The sequence below is a fragment of the Chryseobacterium piperi genome (assembly GCF_002285635.2).
GTDB lineage: Bacteria > Bacteroidota > Bacteroidia > Flavobacteriales > Weeksellaceae > Chryseobacterium > Chryseobacterium piperi.
The window spans coordinates 2,670,133-2,690,535 of sequence record NZ_CP023049.2 but is presented as its reverse complement, the minus strand read 5'-3'; the positions used below and the strand labels follow the sequence as shown (position 1 = coordinate 2,690,535).

The 20,403-nt window shown below is 34.4% G+C and carries 14 protein-coding genes; 5 read left to right on the top strand and 9 right to left on the bottom strand.

Going from position 1 to position 20,403, the window contains the following annotated elements; translation table 11 throughout:
• Nucleotides 1-176 precede the first annotated feature (176 nt).
• The 9 genes from CJF12_RS11720 to CJF12_RS11680 all read right to left on the bottom strand — a co-directional run bounded on the left by CJF12_RS11720 (nt 177) and on the right by CJF12_RS11680 (nt 13,666).
• Nucleotides 177-689, bottom strand: a complete 513-nt coding sequence (locus CJF12_RS11720; RefSeq protein ID WP_034685571.1) for a hypothetical protein — start codon at nt 687-689, stop codon at nt 177-179.
• Between the two features lie 214 nt (nt 690-903).
• Nucleotides 904-1,320: a hypothetical protein gene (locus CJF12_RS11715; RefSeq protein ID WP_034685572.1), complete on the bottom strand. Its 417-nt coding sequence runs from the start codon at nt 1,318-1,320 to the stop codon at nt 904-906.
• 2 nt (nt 1,321-1,322) lie between these two features.
• Nucleotides 1,323-2,909, bottom strand: coding sequence for an RHS repeat domain-containing protein (locus CJF12_RS11710; RefSeq protein WP_034685574.1), 1,587 nt, complete (start codon nt 2,907-2,909; stop codon nt 1,323-1,325).
• Between the two features lie 473 nt (nt 2,910-3,382).
• Nucleotides 3,383-3,634, bottom strand: coding sequence for a hypothetical protein (locus CJF12_RS11705; protein ID WP_034685576.1), 252 nt, complete (start codon nt 3,632-3,634; stop codon nt 3,383-3,385).
• A gap of 7 nt (nt 3,635-3,641) precedes the next feature.
• Complete coding sequence (locus tag CJF12_RS11700; protein ID WP_034685578.1) at nt 3,642-4,520, bottom strand: hypothetical protein; 879 nt, start codon at nt 4,518-4,520, stop codon at nt 3,642-3,644.
• Nucleotides 4,513-10,299, bottom strand: a complete 5,787-nt coding sequence (locus CJF12_RS11695) for an FG-GAP-like repeat-containing protein (protein ID WP_051887320.1) — start codon at nt 10,297-10,299, stop codon at nt 4,513-4,515. The genes CJF12_RS11700 and CJF12_RS11695 overlap by 8 nt, the downstream gene beginning before the upstream one ends.
• Nucleotides 10,300-10,464: 165 nt before the next feature.
• The gene (locus tag CJF12_RS11690; RefSeq protein ID WP_034685579.1) at nt 10,465-10,950 is read right to left on the bottom strand and encodes a T9SS type A sorting domain-containing protein; all 486 of its coding nucleotides are present in this window, start codon (nt 10,948-10,950) and stop codon (nt 10,465-10,467) included.
• Between the two features lie 59 nt (nt 10,951-11,009).
• On the bottom strand, nt 11,010-12,017 hold the full coding sequence (locus tag CJF12_RS11685) for a hypothetical protein (RefSeq protein ID WP_051887321.1): 1,008 nt from the start codon (nt 12,015-12,017) through the stop codon (nt 11,010-11,012).
• A 494-nt stretch (nt 12,018-12,511) separates the two neighbouring features.
• On the bottom strand, nt 12,512-13,666 hold the full coding sequence (locus CJF12_RS11680) for a hypothetical protein (RefSeq protein ID WP_034685580.1): 1,155 nt from the start codon (nt 13,664-13,666) through the stop codon (nt 12,512-12,514).
• 98 nt (nt 13,667-13,764) lie between these two features.
• Here CJF12_RS11680 and folE point away from each other — a divergent pair, with 98 nt between their 5' ends.
• The 5 genes from folE (at nt 13,765) to CJF12_RS11660 (ending at nt 20,345) form a co-directional block, all read left to right on the top strand.
• The gene (gene folE, locus CJF12_RS11675; RefSeq protein WP_034685581.1) at nt 13,765-14,430 is read left to right on the top strand and encodes a GTP cyclohydrolase I FolE; all 666 of its coding nucleotides are present in this window, start codon (nt 13,765-13,767) and stop codon (nt 14,428-14,430) included.
• A gap of 146 nt (nt 14,431-14,576) precedes the next feature.
• Nucleotides 14,577-16,043, top strand: coding sequence for a cysteine--tRNA ligase (gene cysS, locus CJF12_RS11670; RefSeq protein ID WP_034685582.1), 1,467 nt, complete (start codon nt 14,577-14,579; stop codon nt 16,041-16,043).
• Between the two features lie 347 nt (nt 16,044-16,390).
• On the top strand, nt 16,391-16,996 hold the full coding sequence (locus CJF12_RS20215) for a hypothetical protein (RefSeq protein WP_228379100.1): 606 nt from the start codon (nt 16,391-16,393) through the stop codon (nt 16,994-16,996).
• Nucleotides 16,993-17,568 (top strand): T9SS type A sorting domain-containing protein, encoded by a 576-nt coding sequence (locus CJF12_RS20210; protein ID WP_228379101.1) that lies wholly within the window; start codon nt 16,993-16,995, stop codon nt 17,566-17,568. The genes CJF12_RS20215 and CJF12_RS20210 overlap by 4 nt, the downstream gene beginning before the upstream one ends.
• 125 nt (nt 17,569-17,693) lie before the next feature.
• Nucleotides 17,694-20,345 (top strand): 4-alpha-glucanotransferase, encoded by a 2,652-nt coding sequence (locus CJF12_RS11660; protein ID WP_034685607.1) that lies wholly within the window; start codon nt 17,694-17,696, stop codon nt 20,343-20,345.
• Nucleotides 20,346-20,403: the final 58 nt, after the last annotated feature.

Here is a 20,403-nt window from a genome sequence, read left to right as displayed (position 1 = left end):
CCTCGGTTTATATTATTATTCTCATCGCACGAAAGGATTCATGCGGTAGCTGGGGCTTTTTCTAGAAAATTTCTTTGGTGAGTAAATTCTGTGTTATTATTGTTTTACATCAACAAAGTATTTTAAAAAAGCTCGACTTTTTAAGTCTTGCTAGAATAGAAAAGCCTAAAGTCTTGTTATTTAATATTTATTTCGTGAGGAATTGATAATGAATCTTTGTAGTAGATAAAATCTGCTGGAATTTTCTTTTTTATCAGATCTGTATTGCAATTTAAATCATTTATAATAACAGAGTATCTTCCAAATGATAAATCTTCACTGTTTTTAATGTTGTACTTTAATTTTATATTTTCTCCTTTTTTTAATAGAAAAAAGATTGAATTACAATTATGGAAGGTATTATGGACGGTTATAAATGAATTGGATTTTTTGGTTCCTAAAAATATAAAATCATCATAATTATATTTAGCCTCAGTAATTATATCTTCCGTTAATATGTTCTTACTTCTATTGTTTGTTTTTATAAAAAATAATTTAGGATGAGTAAAAAAATAATTTTTGTCTGTATTGTTTGATATTTTTATTTCAATAGATTGTTTTTTAGTTACCTCAATTTCATATGAAATTGAGGTAACCTTATTATTCTGATTACAGCTCCATAATAAAATCAAGTATATTATGTTTTTCATTTAACAATTTTTTTAGAAAACATTGGGTTAATATATTTAAAAAGAATATTAAAAATATTCTTTTGAGAGGAATTTAGCTGTCTATAAAGAACATCTATTGCACGAATCTGTAGTTCTATTGGAAGTCTTTTAAATAACAAAACGGCTGCAGTCTGCAACCGTTTTGCTTATTATTCTCACCATACGAAAGGATTCGTACGGTAGCTGGGGGAATTTAAGAGATCGAATTATCTTTTTGCATCCAGTCTATGCCAATATCTTTTTCTATTTTATTGACAGATGAGCAATCAAACAGTTTATATTTTGTTTTTATATTATTTTGTTGCAATATGCTCGATTTTTTTAACCACTTTAATTTAGAAAAAATTATTTTCTCTTTAGAGTAATAATATTTTATAACATATTTTCCTTCAAAAAAACTAGTGAAAATTTCTTCAATATCTTCAAAAAAATAGTTCTCAATAAGATTAAATTGTATTTTTATCAAATCTTTCCTTAAATCTATAGAAAGTAATTTTCCATCTATTTCCTTTTCTATGTATATATTTGAATTGTTAACAATTGATGTTTTATCAAATATGTAATTTCTCTTATTAAGATATTCGATTATATGTAATAGTATAACTTTCATAATTAACGAACTTTATATTTTCCCCAATCTTTAGGATTTGGAAAAATGTGTTTATTGAATTTACCCATCTTTTCAATATTAAAATGTATAGGATATCCTCTTCCTCCTCCTATTTTGGGTAAGCTATGTTTTTCAAATCTAATCATAAATTTAGTAGGCTTGTCAAGCCATCCCAGACTAAACTGTCCTCCTACCTTTGTGCTAAAAATGAATTTTGCTCCTGACCAAATTCTACCAACAATTTTGCCTGGAAGATAATATTCGGTAAACATGTCAAAACTCGGATCATATAAAGCTCCCCCGGTTCCACTAGTTCTCATCCTGTATCCGTAACCTTCCATATTGGAGCTTACTTCTCCACCCTGGAAGTTACTTATTTTTACACTTGTTGATCCTATTACTTTACCTTGATCATCATATAGATAATCCGTCGTATCTCCTCCATTATCATTTATTTTCTTGCCATTTTTATCGTAGCCATTATCAGGTTGCATGTCTTCTGAGTGAGCCAAGTGATTAAAAGCTATAATAAAAAATCCATTCATTGCCCCTTCCCAAAAATTGCCACCCCCTAATACACTTCCTACACCTCCTGTTGTTATGCCGCTTAACATCTGCCCTAAATCACTTCCTAAGAAACCTCCTGTTCCTTTTAAAAGATCTCCTGTAAGGCTGGCAAAAACAGAACTTAATGCGTTATTGAAAAAATTGCCCCCATTAAAAGTAGATAACGTTCCCATGCTTACTGCATGTAGTCCTGCTCTGGCTATGCTCACTCCGTCAGGCCCCAAAGCACTTACAATGCTGGAAATCTGTAAAAGTTCTCCTATTCCAAAAGTAAGAATAAAGCTTGGTATCGACCATGCTGCAGAATATGAAACAGACCTGAAAAAGCCGTTGACACTAAAATTCTTATTAATCAAAGAAGTTGTTGTATAGGTAAAGGCTTTTATTATTGTAGCAGAGAATACGGCTTTAGATAATAATGCTACAAAAACTGAAAAAGCAAACTCCCCACTCGGATCATTATACATGAGTGGATTATTCAATACATACCCATACTTATTATAATTCTGGGTATTGGAAGGATCCTGGATATTCTCATCTGCGTTTAAGAATCTTCTTAAAAGTGGATCATATAACCTTCCATTCATATGAATAATCCCGACTTCTGCAAAATGTTCATGACTGGTGTAGCCCCTATCTATTACTAGGCTCATAGTTAAGAGTTGCTGGTTGAGAGCATTTCCGGTGAGGGTAGCCGCATTTCCAATCTTTAAATGCGTAAAATTCCCCCATGCATCAAAATGCCTTTGCTCCAGTTTATTTCCTGCTTCATCACTAATGGCTAAGATACTTCCTATATAATCTTTATGTAAAAACCTAAAAGAACCACTGCTCTGGGTATAGTCTTTCAAATATACAATATTGCTGTCATATGGATTACCACCAATATACAAGATATGTTTTTCTCTCCCTGTGGTATTATCCTTAATTACTTCAAAGCTTCCATCTTCACTATAAAACTTCGTGAACTTTCCTTCCCCACTAGCAGCAAAATTTCCTCCATAAGAAACCCTTTGTCTCATGCTGGTCAATCCATACTGAAACGCTACATCTCCTTTTTCACCATCAATGAATATTGGATTGGATCATTGTTTTCATTATAAACTTTGGAGAGTAGGTAAAGTTCCTTGAGAAATGGGGTGCATTCTCAAGAACGGTACGAGCAAGATGCTCGCACCAGCTTGGGGTCTTAAAAAACTGTAGCAGACTACAATTGTTTTGCTTATTATTCTCACCACACGAAAGGATTCGTGCGGTAGCTGGGTTAATATATTTAAACAGAATATTAAAAATATTCTTTTGAGAGGAATTTAGCTGTCTATAAAGAACATCTATTGCACGAATCTGTAGTTCTATTGGAAGTCTTTTAAATAACAAAACGGCTGCAGTATGCAACCGTTTTGCTTATTATTTTCTCACCACACGAAAAGATTCGTGCGGTAGCTGGGGAATACCGGGTATAGCTTTAAGATCTGAAATCATCATAAATGAGATATTACCACTTAAGGTAATCATCCTCATCCTTTAAAGCTCGTGGCAAAAAATCATTAGCGACTTTTTGAATATATTCCCATTCTTCATAACTTAATAGAATATTTTGTTTAAGAGTGTAAATTTTAAATAATAATTCTTTATTATTAATTGCTATTTCTAAAAAAGGTGATGTATCTCCTTCTAAAAAGACTTCTAAATAAGGATAGTCTGAATTAATATCTCCGACTTCTTCTATTCTAATATTCTTTTTCATATTTAATTTATTTTAATCCCCTAAATCCAATAAATATACCGTCTACAGTCCAACTTGCGGCATTTCCATTTGGTAAAGTATAAGTAACCCAACCTTGAGGATACCTTCCTCCTGACCCAGTAGTTCTAACACCATTACGTAAAATATTTTTTACCGTAGTTGCTCCTAAATTATTTATAGCACTTGGACTTCTAAATACTTTCATTAAAGCTTCTGTAGATTCAAATCCAAAATATTCAGGATGTTTTGTTACTGCGCGTCCAGCATTAGTTAATTTTCCTCCTTTGAATAATGATAATGCAGATTTCAAAGACTTTAATTTTAATATATTAAATGAACCTGCAGGACCAATTGGAACTGTACCTGCGAAAGGTTTAATTTCCTTCCATTCATCATTCCAATAGGAATAAGATCTGCGTCCATTACTAATGTTATCCCAAGTCCAGAATTCTTTGTCGAATATCGTATAATCCTCTGTATAGAACTGTCCATTTTTTGCATTTTTTGGACAAGTAGAACAATCTCCATCGGTATTATTTTCCTCAACAACAGTAGTTTCTTTATGAGCAAGGAAATTGAAAGCAGTTACAATTAGCCCTTGTCCAGCCCCCATCCAGAAGTTTCCTCCTCCGAGTACCGAACCAACACCCCCAGTCACAGCTCCGCTAAATAATGCAAATCCATTGCTTGCTAATATACTTCCTTCCCCGGCTAGCCCTAATAAATCATTAGATACGCTAGTAAATGCAGCACTTAATACTCCAGACCAGAAATTTCCTCCCAGTACTGTGGAAACAACACCTTGGGTGAAAGAGTGTGCCCCAGCTTTTGCTGCAAGGGTTCCCAGTTTAACAAGGGTTGTTGCTCCCGGAGATATTTTAAACACCCCCCCCTATGACTCCAGTTATTCCTGCACTTATGTATGAAATTACAGCATTTCCTGCTAAGCGTAGCGGATCAAAAGGGGTCTGAGTATAATACATTGTAAAAAACTCAGAAACCGCAGCTGCAATTAAAGGTACAAACCAGATCAGCTCCCCACTCGGATCATTATACATCAGTGGATTATTCATTACATATCCATACTTATTATAATTCTGGGTATTGGTGGGATCCTGGATATTCTCATCAGCATTTAAGAACCTTCTGAGTAATGGATCATACAACCTGCCATTCATATGGATAATTCCTACTTCAGCAAAATGTTCATGACTGGTGTAACCCCTATCGATCAGTAAATTATTGGCTGAAAGTTGCTGGTTGAGCGCATTTCCTGTGAGAGTAGCTGCATTTCCAATCTTTAAATGCGTAAAATTCCCCCATGCATCAAAATGCCTTTGCTCCAGTTTATTTCCTGCTTCATCACTAATCGCTAATACACTTCCAATATAATCCTTATGTAAAAACCTAAAAGAACCGCTACTCTGGGTATAGTCTTTCAAATATACAATATTGCTGTCATATGGATTACCACCAATGTACAAGATGTGTTTCTCTCTTCCTGTAATATTATCTTTAATTACTTCAAAGCTTCCGTCCTCACTATAAAACTTCGTGAACTTTCCTTCTCCATCAGTTGCAAAATTTCCTCCATAAGAAACCCTTTGTCTCATACTGGTCAGTCCGTACTGGAACGCTACATCTCCTTTTTCACCATCAATGAATATTGGATCATTGTTTTCATTGTAGACAATACTTTGAATCAGGTCATTATTGTAATTCTGTGTTCCGGTTGCATTAAGAACCATACTGGTCGGTTGGTAGATTTTCTGGTTGTTTTGGAACTTGATGCTTCCTACCTGGTCATTTTCCAGGATTCTTCCCTTCACATCATATACATTCCTGTTAGCATTAGGTTTGACCCCTGTAACCGGATTGGTCCAGTTCACCAGACGGTTGTTATCATCATAATCAAAAGACTCAATGATGTTAAAATCACCACCGGTAGTTCTGCTTTTCAGCTCATTTTTAATGGCATCAAAAGAGTAGGATAACTGCAATATACTTGGCTTGGCAGTAGAAGAGTGGTTCACACTTGTTAAGAAACCATCAGGAGCATAGGTATTGGTAATATTGGCTGTACCCAATCTTGCTTTCAGTACCTGTCCTTTAGCGTTGGTTTCCTGAAGCTGCCATAATACTCTCCCTGTATTTTTATCCTTCACCTGGAACAGTTCTCCACTCCAATTGCTGTACAGGTTTTCTATCTGTACTTTAGTTAAAGTTCCTGAAGAATACAACTGCTTTTCGTATGTAGTTACCCTGGCTTTATCATCATAAGTAATTCCTTTTTGGATAAAGTACTTTCCGTTACTGCTTTCAGATGAAGATAAAACTCTTCCTTGTGGATCATAAGTGATACTTGAACTGTAGGCTTGTCCTTTTGAGGTTCCTGATTTTGAAATGACTCTTCCTTTATCATCATAAGAAAAAGAAATAGTTTTGTTGGTGGCTTCTCCAGCATCCGTAGTGGATAGTTCCCTTTGAGAGATAAGTTGTCCCTTAGTATTATAAATATATTCTTTGGTTCCTTTAGGGCTAATGATCTTTTTAGGTTGCCCAAAACCATCGTACTCGTATTTATAGATTCCATTCGACGGATCATTAAATTCTGACTTTCTCCCCCATACATCATATTTTGTAGTTACACTATTCTCAGCATACTGGGCTTTGATTTGTTCACCCGCTGCATTATAGGAAAAGTTAATCGTTCCCCCTTTATCTGTGGATGCAATTACATTGTCCAGAGCATCAGTTCTCTTGGAAGTAGTTCTTGCATAACCATTCAGTTCTTTTACAGTGGTTGTCAGGCCTGAAACTGTAGTTTCGGCTTTGTGACCGTTGAATGAGGAGACTGTTATTTTAGTAGGAAATACGGTATCCGTATACTCAATACTATTCCATTGATTGGCAGTTTGTCCCTCAAAATAAGGTTCACTTTCTTTGATCTTTCTACCGAGTACATCATACTGGGTTTGCTTAGAAATATATTGACCCTGTCCGAATGCTTTGGTAGAGGTTTTATATTCCTGTCCAAGTTTATTGGTATATTTTTTAGAAATATTCCCATCCGGATCATTTTGAGTTATAATAAGGTTGGCATTACTATCCCTTTCGTACTGGTAAGAAGTCGTTCCGCTGAGGTTGGTTTTGGAGGTTAAGAGTTTACCCCATTCATCATATTTATTATCTAATGTATTACCTAACGGATCGGTTTGTTTTTCAATTTGTCCCCAGTCATTATAAATGATATTGGTTTCAAGACCCAGATTATTTTTTTTCTTTACGACAAAACGTCCTTTAGAGTCATATAAAGCATCGGAAGTTTGGGTTTGAGCATCTACACTATTACGGGTTACTTTTTTGGTGATATTTCCAAAACCATCATAATTATAAGTTTCCGTTATAGATCCGGAATTGTTTCTGTTCCAGGTAATCTGAGTTTTTACCAGGTTGTTTTCATAGATATACTCTTGTTTAGATGACTTAGTATCGCCATATGCTTGTATTACTTCTGTTTTGATCTTAGGCTTACCAATACTATAGTTAGTTCCTGGAGTAAGATTAGGGGGATAGTATTCTAATTCAGAGGTTAAAACTGCAAATCCATCATTAATTTTGGTAACAGACTTTTTAGGTAAATACAGATTATCATAAGCCTCAACTTTATGAACAGTTGTTATGTTTTTTAAAAAATCTTTAGAAGTAGTCGTGTCAGGGCTAATTGAGGTGACTATTTTTGATTTATTTGTATTGGCTACTGTAGAAGAAACAATACTTCCATTTAAAAGTCGATCAATTTTATATTCATTTTGTTTAAATGATAATAACTGCGTATTATTTAAAGAAATATCTGCAGGAAATACTTTATTTTCATCATTTGTTCTGATCGACCAGTCTTTATAGGGAAGCCCTTCATTTAAAGGATTTATTTCCGATCCTGTCCATATCTTCGTATTTTCAAGACCATTGGCAAAGAAGGTAGATCTGGCTGTTTGCCTGAATCCAATAGTTCCTTTTCCATGAAGGTGAGCCACTAAATCCCTATATCTGAACTCCTGCTTTCTTTGATCCTGAATCAATTTAGAAACAACATAATAATTCAAATTTTCCCTTACATTGACATAAGGGTACATTAGAGGGTTTGCATCCAGGTAAGATCTGTAGATATTTCCTTCGTTGACTAAAGGGGAATATTCTATATCTGTTTTTATGCCTCCTTGAGTGATAGAATTTATCCTTGAAATTTTATCTATCTTACTTCCAAGATCCCAAGTGATGAGTTTGGTTTTATGAATAATAACAAATTCTGTATTGAGTTGGGCTATACGAAATGATCCGAATAAAGGAATATAATGTTCTCCATAGTTAGAATAATTGATGTCTTCAGAATTTTGATCCCCCCATGCAGTGGCCTCTTTTGGTGCAATATTATAAACATTTAAAAAAATAGGCTTTCCAGCTGTATCAACGCCTTCATTTCTTAAATAATTAAAACCATAACTTGAATCTGGATTGTTGATAGCCCATTCTCTAAACCAAACTTGTGATTCAAAGATCATTAAGTCACTTTTTCCGTCTTTATTAAAATCAGATGTAGAATATGTCCTTAATGTGACTCTTCTTTTTGTTAGTGCTCCTTGTGTTCTAGGCTGATATAAATATAAATTAGAATAATAAAACTCTTTGAAACCCTTTCCTGTTGAAATATACATTTTCCAATCTGAAGAGCCAACTCCTACAGGTGCTAAAATGTCCATTTTCCCATCCCCGTTAAAATCTCCAAATTTTCTTCCTTCAGATTTAATTTGGACAGAAGACTGTACTTTTAATTCAAAATCTTTTGAAGTTTCATTAAATGAATATATGTTGCTTCCACCGGATAAGTTTATCAAATCGGATTTTCCATCCCCGTCAAAATCACCTACAGTATATAATATAGGATCATATGTAGATTTTTTGTTGAAATTGGTTTTTGTATCAACATAAAAATAAGCTTCTCCACTACTTGTATTTGTGCGTGTTTGATTAGATCCATAATAATCTTCGCAATCACAGCTTGTTGAACCATATACTAGAAGGAGCAATTCAGAAACTCCATCTCCATTAAAATCGCCTTCTTTTGCTGAGACTCCAACTGAAAAACCAGAATTACACATGTTTTGATTATAAGCAGGATAACATGGTGCCTCAGCAAATATACTTTGAGGGATATTATCTAATACAAAAGAATTATACTTTTCAAGTATATTACTCGAGTTTAACGCATAATAGTTTATTATAATTTTTTTATTCTGATAATCATATACAGAAGTTGCAAATGATTGCCTATCTAGAAGAACATTATTTTTAGGAGTATTGATTACAGATAAAAAACTGCCTTCATAAGAAACATTAATAAAATTACTATTTCCATCCAGTCTTCCAAGCATTAATGTATTTCCTTTTAAGAAATCCAATTTACCATCACCATTGAAATCACCTGTAATTATATTATCTCCATAAATATCATCGTATCTTGAGTTCGAATTGATAATATTTGTTCCAACAGGACTAGATTCATTTTTAAAAACTATAGGATTAGCCGCTTCATTATTAGCGTTATATTCTGTTATCCTTTCAACAAATTTATATTTTATATCATTATTAGCATATTCAATCACATACTTTTTGAATAGATTACCACTTGAACTTACTTTTATTTCCTTTAGTAAACTATTTTGTATAAACCCGGCACCAGCAACGTAAGATTGTTCGACTAAATCTCTCGAAATATAAGTAAACAAAATCTCATTGAAATTCGCTTTATTAAGTGTTTCATTACCTCCCCATTGGATACTTGAAATCACAGCAACATTTGAAAGGCCTGATTGTAAATAGTTATACGTGATATAATTTCCTTGTACATCTTTCCACTTTACAATATTATATTCGATAGGAGTTTTGGCATTATTTAGCCCCGCATCAGTAGCTCCATACCATGCCTGTGAACCGTCTTCGAAAGTAACTTCGAATTGCGCTGGCCCTGAAAACAGTCCGATACCTACAGACTTTATTTTTACATTAGAATATTTCTCGGTCACATACTCCGCTCCGTCTTTGCCATATTCTCCTGATTTTAAAATAAGTCGTTGTCCATTAAAACTATAATAATCTGAGTAATCTAATTGAACTCCTTTTGTTTCACCATTTTTTTCAATCGTTTTTCCTATTCTTGAAATGGCTGTAATCCCAGAAAGGTTCCATCCATATCCAGCAATACCATTGCCTGTTCCACTGGCATAGACAAGATTGATTTGAGGAGCCACGCTTTTTATCCCCGGAGGTAAGGCAATTGGTAAGGTAAATTGTAATTGACCTGCTTCGGAAACCTCAATATTTCCTTGGGTATCATGAAAGCTTTGTCCATCCGGCGCTGTTGTTCCCGATGGGTTAGTTGCTCCTGCATTAGAATTTGTAGGGCCCCCTCCCTGATTTTCTGTGGCAGTACCAATCTTAGCTATAAATGGGTTGGAAGTACTGGCTGTAGCTTTGAATCCTTGTGCCAATACTACTGCCTGTGGGTCTTGTACTGTTCGTGACGTACTTTCCTGCTGGTAGAGTATGGTTTGTGAAAAGCTTAAAACTGAGCTTAATGATATGATGAATGAATATAAAAATTTCATAAGTTTTTTGATAATTATGATGGTATGATAATGGTGTCCTTTGGTAATACAATCAGATCTCGATACAAAATTATTCTTCGCTACGCTGCGAAAATTTCACTCGATCTGACGGTAGGTCTCAATATTCCTGCTGCCTGTTACCTACAACCTGCAACCTGACATCTGCTATCTCTTCGTAATATTTCTGCTGAATATCCTTCCGTCCTTCAAGGTGAAACGAAGAACATAAACACCCCATTCAAAACCAGACATATTGATTTTTAATTGTTTATTTAAGCTTGGAATGTTTTGCTGCTGAAATTTCCAGTGGACCGTACTATGCTGGTAAAGCGAAACAGATTCTATCAATTCATTTGCTTCGTCAGTCCAGTCTATGGTAAGAAAATCATTAACCGGAACAGGGTAGAGTCTGACTTGTTTCCAGAATGTTTTTTCATCCATCGCTGTATTCTGTTGTATAGAAGCAACTGGTTTCTCCTGAGTTTCAGGTTGAGCTTCCTTTTTTAGTTCTTCCGGAGCTTTTTTAGCATTGATATTAGGACCCCTGTATCGTTGATTTCCAGCTTCATCATATTTGAAATAAACTACGGTTTGAGAAAAACCAAAGAATCCTATTAATAATGAGGATAGAGAAAGTAATTTTCTTTTCATCTGGATATTTTTTATTGTTGTTATCTGACAGATGTAACCCTATCGGGTTTCATTGTGTTTTATTTAGTTTTTTCTGAAAGAAGAGATTCCAATTGCGTTTCTAATTTCTCTATTTTTTCAGATTGGGATTTTAGTTGTTTATTTTGTTCGATCGAATAAAGAGTTAGCTCTTCAATCTTTTCCAGAAGTTTTGCGTCCATTTCTGCTACATTGATTCCATTCTTTACGACTTCTTCTGCAGAAGGAATATTAGGCAAATGTCCTTTTTCTTCAATATGTTGTTCTACTTCTTCTAATGATTTGAGTTGGTATCCTTTTTTGAAAACATAATCTGCCCATCCGTTGGTAGAAGGGACTTCGATTTTTACTTTTTCTGTTTTTATTCCGTCTTTGACAAACAATCGATACTCATTACAGTCATTACAAGTGGAAAGCGCTGTATTATTCCATGAAGTTCCAATAAGGACTTTACCATTTGCTCGTACCGTGAATACGGGCTTTGCCCAATCGCCTTGTGAATGGGGAGAAGAAAGAGTAAGTAATCCCACATCATTAGGTTGATAATGATCATAAACAAGCCACATCATATCCATTCCTGAACTGACATTTTGAACCATACTCCTTACCTGAATGGCATCACTATTAACATTGGTATAAAATTGGGCCCTGCCATAGTTTTTAAAAGAAATCTTAGGATCTGTTGGCCCCCCAATGGCTACTGTTCCCTCACTTGATTCCATAAGAAGCTTGCCCCAATTCCCCCATTGGTTGTCAGTGGGGAAAGCATTTCTGTAGAAGATACCTCCATCATTAAAGTTGAGTTGATGATTCTTATTTCCAGAATTATCAGTCCTGGCCCACGGAGCAATTGTTAATGTACTTGAATGATTACCAATTCCCGGGACATCAATGGCATTTCTTCTTTTAAACTCAATTTTAAGCTCTCTTGTATATGCAGAAGGTAAGTCATTAGTATTTCTAGTATCATGGACCGTTAAATTGGCTGCCTGTTGGGCAAAACTTAGATGAGTGGATAGAATAATACCAGTGAGTAAAATTTTTTTCATTATTAGGTTTATTTTTTATTATGATAGAATATTCACCAAGTCTGAATATGTTTTTAGTTATAGTGTTTAATAGACACTTCTGAAACTTTGAATCAGGATTCTTTTAAAAATGAAAGAATAAATCTGGAAGTCATCAAGAATACATTTTTCTTACATTGAAAAATATATAATGTGTTACGGGATGTAAAATGTATAGAGAATAATTATTTTTTCATACAGTGATCAAATTTTATTTGTGTTTTTACAAACATATCAAATGTTCACTGTAAGTAGAATTAAAAGATGTAATAAATTGATTTTCTGAGCTGTATTTGTGATTTTGATGAAAAAGTAAAGAAAAAAAATAATCTAAATTTTCAATTTATTTGAAAATATTCTAATAGGGTCAGACTATTTGTGATGTAAGGAGTCGTAAATACGTGGTTTATTTCCCCAAATAACTATGGAGAGTATTCAATCGGTATTCTTTAAAATTAAAAGTGTTATACCAGTGATTAAAGCATAGGATGCCTTTCAAAAGTCTTATCCCTATCAAACAAATACCTGTAAGTGGCTAACTTTCTTGTGACAGTAGTATCAAGATTTTCTGCAATTTTGATCATTTTAGGATTGAAGTCACCAATCCATTGGAGTTCAGTAACTTTGAAATCGGTATGCTTTCTCAGGTGTTGGGTACCTTCCCAGATCATGTAGCCGTCAATACCTTTTTTCTGCCATTCAGGAACAACGCCAAAAACCAACCCAACCATTTTTTCATTCTTCTTGAACGTTTTGTACCATAAAAATTTCAATTTTCCAATACAGCCTAATTTTCCGTTGAGGTATTTAACCCACTGATTCAGATCCGGAATATTCATCCACATGGCGATAGGATTTTCATTTTCATAGACGAACCATGAAATGTGTTCATTGATGATAGGCTTCATGGTATTGAACATTTTCAGAACTTTTGCCTCCTCCATTCGTTTTCCTTCACCGTGTGTTGCCCATGCTTTATTGTAAACCTCGGTAAAATCTTTAGCAAACTTTGGGAGGTTATTTTTTTTCATGGGTTGGGCAGAAATTGCAGGATTTCTTTTATGCTTGGCATGCATCACAGTAAAGACTCTGGAAACTTCTGCGAAAATGGGTCTTGAAAAACAGAGTTGTTCAAAATATATCTGGAAACCATAATTCTCAAAAAGCTCTTTATAATAAGAAGGATTGTAATTCATTCCATACAGGGGAGAAGAGTATCCCTCGATAAGCAGGCCCCAGAATTTGTCTCTTTCCCCGAAATTAATGGGTCCGTCCATAGCTTCCATTCCTCTTTCCTGAAGCCATTTTTTACAATGATCAAAAATGAAATTAGCAGTCGGCTGATCTTGTATACAATCAAAAAAACCAAACCCTCCTGTAGGTTGATCCTGATGATAAAGCTTATTTACAAAAACAGCTACTTTTCCGACAATCTCTCTTTTTTTATTTTTAAATAGGAACCGGGTGCATTCCCCATTTTTAAAAACTTTATTTTTAGCAGGATCAAATACCTCTTCGATGTCTTTATCCAAAGGTCTGATAAAATTTTTGTCGTGTTGGTAAAGTTGGGTAGGGAAATCTAAAAATTCCTTTTTCTGTTTTTCATTCTGTACTTCTTCAACAATAACCATAAAATTTATAAAAATAGGGGGTGAAAGATAATGTTTTTAGTTTCAATTGAAATAAACGAATAGATATTATCCGTATTTTTGTTGCAAATTAAATAAAAATGGTTGATTTTACTGATAACGACGATGATATTTTCACAGGAAAAGAACATACGCCTATAAGGGAAGATGCTTTTGATAAATCGCCACAGGAAAAAATAGAAAAGATTACTCAGCTTTTTGGGGAGATTATGGAAACATTGGGAATGGATATGACCGATGATTCATTAAAGGATTCTCCTAAGCGTGTTGCAAAGATGTACGTCAATGAAATTTTCGGAGGGTTACTCCCTGAGAATAAGCCGGGAATTTCTACCTTTTCTAATAAGTATAAATACCGACAAATGTTGGTAGAAAAAGATATCACAGTATATTCATTTTGTGAGCATCACTTTTTACCGATTATTGGAAAAGCACATGTTGCCTATATTTCGAATGGTGAGGTGATTGGGCTTTCAAAGATTAACAGGATTGTTGATTATTATGCCAAAAGACCTCAGGTACAGGAAAGGCTGACCATGCAGATTGTAAATGCTTTGAAAGAAGCTTTGGGAACAAAAGATGTTGCATGTATCATTGATGCGAAGCATCTTTGTGTCAACTGCAGAGGGATCAAAGATACCGCAAGTTCTACGATTACGGCTGAATTGAGTGGTATTTTCAGAACGAATCCAATTACAAGACAGGAATTCTTGCATTATGTGGGAACTCATACGACATTGGGGTAATCTGGAAGTATTTAAAAGTAATTTACTTATGATAAAATTTAAAAAAGCTTCATATACGATTTTCATCATGACCATTATTTGTTGGGATAAAATTTTTTAACTAATTTTTGAATCTTTTAATCATTAAATTTTTTAATTTAACATCAATGCAATTAAAAATATATAACTCGCTTACAGCGGAAAAAGAAATATTTAAGCCCATCTTAGAAGGAAATGTAGGAATGTACGTTTGTGGCCCTACAGTATACAGTAATGTACATTTGGGAAATGTAAGAACCTTCCTTTCTTTCGACTTTATCTACCGTACCCTAATGCATTTGGGATATAAGGTACGATATGTGAGAAATATCACTGATGCAGGTCACCTTACAGATGATGGAAATGTTGAAAATGACAGGTTTGTAAAACAGACTCGTCTTGAAAAACTGGAACCCATGGAAATCGTACAGAAATATACAGTTGACTTCCATAAGGTTTTGGACCTGTTTAATTTACTGCCTCCCAATATTGAACCTACAGCGACAGGACATATTGTTGAACAAATTGAATTAACTCAAAAGCTCATTGAAAGAGGTTTTGCTTATGAAAGTAATGGTTCTGTATATTTTGATGTTCTTGAATACAACAAAAGAGGATTGAATTACGGAGAACTTTCAAAACGTAATATAGAAGAACTTTTTGCGAATACCCGTGATTTGGATGGACAGGGAGAAAAGAAGAATCCACAGGATTTTGCCTTATGGAAAAAAGCTTCCCCGGCTCATATCATGCGTTGGAATTCGCCTTGGGGAGAAGGTTTTCCCGGATGGCATCTGGAGTGTACAGCAATGAGTACTAAATATCTGGGCGAAAAGTTTGATATTCATGGAGGAGGAATGGATTTAAAATTCCCACACCACGAGTGTGAAATTGCTCAGGGAAAAGCTTGCAATGATACAGAACCTGTAAATTATTGGATGCATGCCAATATGTTGACTATGAACGGTCAGCGTATGAGTAAATCAACCGGAAATTATATTTTGCCAATGCAGTTGGTAACAGGCGAAAATGATTTTTTCGAGAAACCGTTTCATCCGACTATTGTGCGTTTTTGCTTCCTACAGGCTCATTACAGAAGCGTGTTGGATATTTCCAATGATGCTATGATTGCAAGTGAAAAAGGCTTTCTCAGATTAATGGAAGCTGTGAAGATCTTGAATTCTATCACGCCAAACGATGATAAAAAATCAGACTTTAACCTTCAGGATTGGAAGGCAAAATGTTATGATGCCTTAACGGACGATTTTAACTCTCCGATTTTAATTGCTCATTTATTTGAGGCTGTGAAGTTTATTTTTGCTTTAAATGATGGTAAAGAAACCATCTCAACAAAAGATTTAGAAGAGTTAAAGTCACTTTTAAATGCTTTTATTTTTGAGGTGCTGGGATTACAGGCTATTGAAGAAAATAATAACGAAAAATTGGATCAGACTTTACAGGTTTTAATCGAGCTGAGAAATCAGGCCCGTAAATCTAAAAACTTTGATCTTTCAGATCAGATCAGAGATAAGCTGCTTGCTGAAGGTATTGAATTAAAAGATGGAAGGGATGGAACAACTTATGTTTTAAATTAAAATAAAGTTCAAACTTTTTAAATAATAATCTCTCGTAGATTTTACAGATTACACAGATTTTTAAAATAAAATTATCTGTTGGATCTTTAAAATCTGCGAGATTTTTTTGTATTTGAATTGATTATTCAGAACTCAGTAATCTGCCGAATCTGCAAGAGTGAAAATAATCATAAACATTTGTGTAAATCATAGTAGCCTGTGGTTAAAAGCCCAAGCTGCAAAAATTTTTTAAACATCAAAAATGGAGTTCTAGGTTTCATGAATTTAATAATAGGATTTTGATTATTCAATGTGAAAATTAATTAACTTAGTAGTAATAAACCTATTACGATCTAAATCCAATATTTATGAAAAAACATTTATTCCCTTTATTCTTTCTGCTTATAGGTGTTGAAGCTTATGCACAGCAGGATTTTTTTGCACTTACAGGAAAGGATACACCTAGTATTATTTTTAATGATTTCCGTGCAATTGATGTTATCAACGGAACTTCCGGTGAAACTGTTCTTACTGCAGACGCTTCGGCAAAAGTGTTTTCACAGTCAAGAAATGGTTCTGTTACAGAGGATAGAAATTCTTACAATCATGCTCAGGCAGCGACAATGGCAGCAATGGCTTATGATGTACGTGATCACAGCCTGGTTTATATGCCTATGTTTTCTTCCAATATCTATGTCTTAAACCCTAAGACTAAAACCATTACTTTAATTGAAAACAATATTGCAAAAGCAACTTCCTGCGACATCAATTCGCACATGACAAGAATGACCGCAGGATATGACGGAAATATCTATGCGATCAATAATGCCGGAACACAATTTTTGCAAATCAGCAAAAAAAATAATCAATATGTTGTTAATGACCTTGGCATCATAAAAGATGATATTTCCAATGGAAAGAATTCATTCACTACTCTGGAAACGGGTTTTGGCGGTGATATGATAGTGATATGATATCTGACGCAGAAAATAATTTCTATGTGTTTTCAGCATCCGGAAATGTTTTTAAAGTAATGACAAAAGAACTCAAAGCGAAGTTTGTTGGAAAGGTTACTGGTATTCCTGAAAATTATTCTGTTAATGGTTCAGCTGTCAATGCTGCCGGAAGGGTTGTTGTTGCCAGTGCAAAAGGAGCTCCTTTATATGAAGTGGACTTAAAGACTCTGATCGCAAAACAGCTTCCGGGGAATTTGAATCTTCCCATCTATGATTTGGCGAGTCAATATTTTGCGAATGATAAGGGAGTAAAAGGAAATGTCTTATCAAAGCTGGATGTTTTCCCGACAAGAGTTGATGATGGGGTAATCAATATCATGGGCAATGATAAAACGATAAAGGGAAATCTTTCTCTAATGATATTGGATATGTCAGGTAAAAATGTGTTAAAACAGAATTTAGCAGTAAAAGATGGTAGTGTCAGTCAGCAGATAAACTTAGGTAATCTCGTAAATGGCACCTATATAGTAAATATTACTGACCATTCAGGAAAAGCAATATTGAGTAAGAAGATTATTGTGAATGATTAATACCCTCAAATTATCAAAACATAAAAACCTTTTCAAGTATATTGAGAAGGTTTTTTTAATGAATATTTGACATTCATTAAGTTTTGTTTTTCGAGATTAAAATGTATTTTTATAAAAAATTAAAGATGAAATTATACTTTAATATAGGTTACAGCGCAAAAATTGGAGAATGTTTACAGGTGGTGATCAATGAAGAAGGGGCTGCACCTAAAACTCATACAATGCTTTATGCAGAGAATGGTTTGTGGAAATGTGAGGTAGATTATTTTTCAAAAATTATTTCTTATCAATATCAGTTGGTCGATGAAAGAGGACTTGTTTTAAGGGAAGAATTTGTTTCCCATCATCTTAATTTTCCTCATAACTATAAAGAGTTTTTAATTTTCGATGAGTGGAACAATAAAAATTTTCCGGAAAATTATCTTAACAATAAAATTCTACATCATAAACTTAATCAATTTGTTCCTGAAAAGGTAACAGTTTTAAAGAAGCATACGCATGTATTCAGAATAGAGGCTCCGGTTTATAACTCCGACTGGAAGGTGGTTCTCTTTGGAAGTACAGCATCGCTAGGGAATTGGGATTATGAAAAAGTGATTCACTTATCTCAGATTGATTTTGGAATTTGGGAAGCATCAGTTGAGATCCCGGAAAATGAATTTATACAATTTAAATACTGCCTTTATGATACCAGTGTAGATAAGGTTGTTGACGTAGAAACAGGGGAAAACAGATTTACGGTACCGAATCTACAGCAAGATGTTTTACAAATTGTTTCCAACCACTATTTTAAGTTCAAATTGTATCAGATGTACCACGATGCTGGAGTAGCAGTTCCCGTATTTTCCTTAAGAAGTGAAAATGGGTTTGGTGTTGGTGAATTTTCGGATATAAAACTCCTGGCAGATTGGGCGAAAGAGACTGATCTTGGCATTATTCAGATTCTTCCAATCAATGATACTACAGCTAATTATTCCTGGACAGATTCTTATCCTTATGCTGCAGTTTCTGTATACGCTCTGCATCCACAATACCTATCACTTGAAAATCTTGATTATCCATTGCCTAAGGATTTAGTTGAAGAGTATCGCGTAGAAAAAAATGCATTAAATGCTTTGGATCTCATTGATTATGAAAAAATGATTTCTGGGAAATGGAAATATCTGAAAGCCGTTTTTAATCTTGAAAAAGATAAGATCTATAAAGATAGAAATTTCAAAAAGTTTATAAAAGATAATGATAGCTGGCTCATTCCATATTGTGCATTTTGTGTATTAAGAGATAAGTATAAAACGCCCAATTTTAATGATTGGAAAACTCATAAAAAATATATTGCTGGAAAAATCTCTCCATTCTTTTCTGTAAAAAATAAAGAGTATGATAGCTCAATGCTTCATGCGTGGATTCAGTTCCAACTTCATAAACAATTAAAAGAAGCTGTTGATTATACTCATAGTTTAGGTGTTTCTCTTAAAGGGGATCTTCCGATTGGTATTTACCGGTATTCTGTTGAAGCATGGGCAGAGCCTGAATTATTTGGGATGGACTTCCAGGCTGGGGCACCGCCGGATCAATTCACTGAATTAGGCCAAAATTGGGAGTTTCCAACTTATAACTGGGAGGCGATGAAAGAGGATGACTACAGATGGTGGAAAAACAGGTTCAAGGCACTAGAGCAATATTTTGATGCTATGCGAATCGATCATATTCTAGGTTTTTTCAGAATATGGAGAATGCCTATTTCAGCAACCCAGGGTATTCTGGGATATTTTTATCCTGCTGTTCCTATCGTTGCAGACGAATTTAAAGCGTGGAATATTCCTTTTAATTTTGACAGGTATTGCAAGCCTTTTATCAATGATCAGATTCTCTGGAATTATTTTGGAGAAGAAAGCAGTAAGGCATTAGAATTTCTTAATAATAACTTTGACGGAACTTATTCATTTAAAGAGGAATTTGATTCCCAAAGAAAACTTTCAGATTATTTCAAGAAAAACCCGCAGGGTGCTCTGGAAGAAAAACTGATTTCACTCTGCGCGAATGTTCTCTTTGTAACGGAAGAGATAAATGGAGAAGTAGTTTATCATCTGAGGTTTAATGTGTATAGTACGGATTCATATCATTATTTATCAGACTGGGAGAAAAAAGCGATTTACGATTTATACCATGATTATTTCTTCAGAAGACAGGATCAGCTTTGGTATGAAGGAGCAATGGAAAAGCTTCCGGTTATTCTGAATGCGACCAAAATGCTTATCTGTGGTGAAGATTTAGGAATGGTTCCTGCTTGTGTTCCTGTGGTGATGGATGAGCTGGCTATTGTTGCATTGAAAGTTCAGCGTATGCCTGCTGAAAATATTCCATTCTACAATCCTAAAAATGCAAGCTACCTCAATGTTGTTACGGCATCTTCACATGATAGTTCAACGTTAAGGCAATGGTGGAAAGAAGATCCAGCTCTCACTCAGAAGTATTTTAATCAGCAATTGGGTCAGTACGGGTCAGCTCCTGAAGAGCTGAATGAGGATTTAGCGGAAATCATTATGAAACAGCATCTCTATAATGACGCCATGTTGGCTGTGTTTCCCATACAGGAATTTTTGGCAACCGATAGAGAACTTGTTAATCCAAAAATAGATAATGAGAGAATCAATAATCCAGCTGTTTTTCCTCATTACTGGAGGTACAGAATGCATCTGAACTTAGAAGATTTAAAAGAAAAGAAGGTTTTCAATCAGAAAATAAGTGACTGGGTCAGAGGAAGCGGTCGTTTATAATAATTTAACATTTGATTATCAATGAATTAATAATATTTTAAAAGAAGTTTTATCGAAG

Coding starts and splice junctions, on each gene's coding strand:
- CJF12_RS11720 (WP_034685571.1), bottom strand. CDS start 689: ATGAAAAACATAATATACTTGATTTTATTATGGAGCTGTAATCAGAAT.
- CJF12_RS11715 (WP_034685572.1), bottom strand. CDS start 1,320: ATGAAAGTTATACTATTACATATAATCGAATATCTTAATAAGAGAAAT.
- CJF12_RS11710 (WP_034685574.1), bottom strand. CDS start 2,909: ATGAGACAAAGGGTTTCTTATGGAGGAAATTTTGCTGCTAGTGGGGAA.
- CJF12_RS11705 (WP_034685576.1), bottom strand. CDS start 3,634: ATGAAAAAGAATATTAGAATAGAAGAAGTCGGAGATATTAATTCAGAC.
- CJF12_RS11695 (WP_051887320.1), bottom strand. CDS start 10,299: ATGAAATTTTTATATTCATTCATCATATCATTAAGCTCAGTTTTAAGC.
- CJF12_RS11690 (WP_034685579.1), bottom strand. CDS start 10,950: ATGAAAAGAAAATTACTTTCTCTATCCTCATTATTAATAGGATTCTTT.
- CJF12_RS11685 (WP_051887321.1), bottom strand. CDS start 12,017: ATGAAAAAAATTTTACTCACTGGTATTATTCTATCCACTCATCTAAGT.
- CJF12_RS11680 (WP_034685580.1), bottom strand. CDS start 13,666: ATGGTTATTGTTGAAGAAGTACAGAATGAAAAACAGAAAAAGGAATTT.
- folE (WP_034685581.1), top strand. CDS start 13,765: ATGGTTGATTTTACTGATAACGACGATGATATTTTCACAGGAAAAGAA.
- cysS (WP_034685582.1), top strand. CDS start 14,577: ATGCAATTAAAAATATATAACTCGCTTACAGCGGAAAAAGAAATATTT.
- CJF12_RS20215 (WP_228379100.1), top strand. CDS start 16,391: ATGAAAAAACATTTATTCCCTTTATTCTTTCTGCTTATAGGTGTTGAA.
- CJF12_RS20210 (WP_228379101.1), top strand. CDS start 16,993: ATGATATCTGACGCAGAAAATAATTTCTATGTGTTTTCAGCATCCGGA.
- CJF12_RS11660 (WP_034685607.1), top strand. CDS start 17,694: ATGAAATTATACTTTAATATAGGTTACAGCGCAAAAATTGGAGAATGT.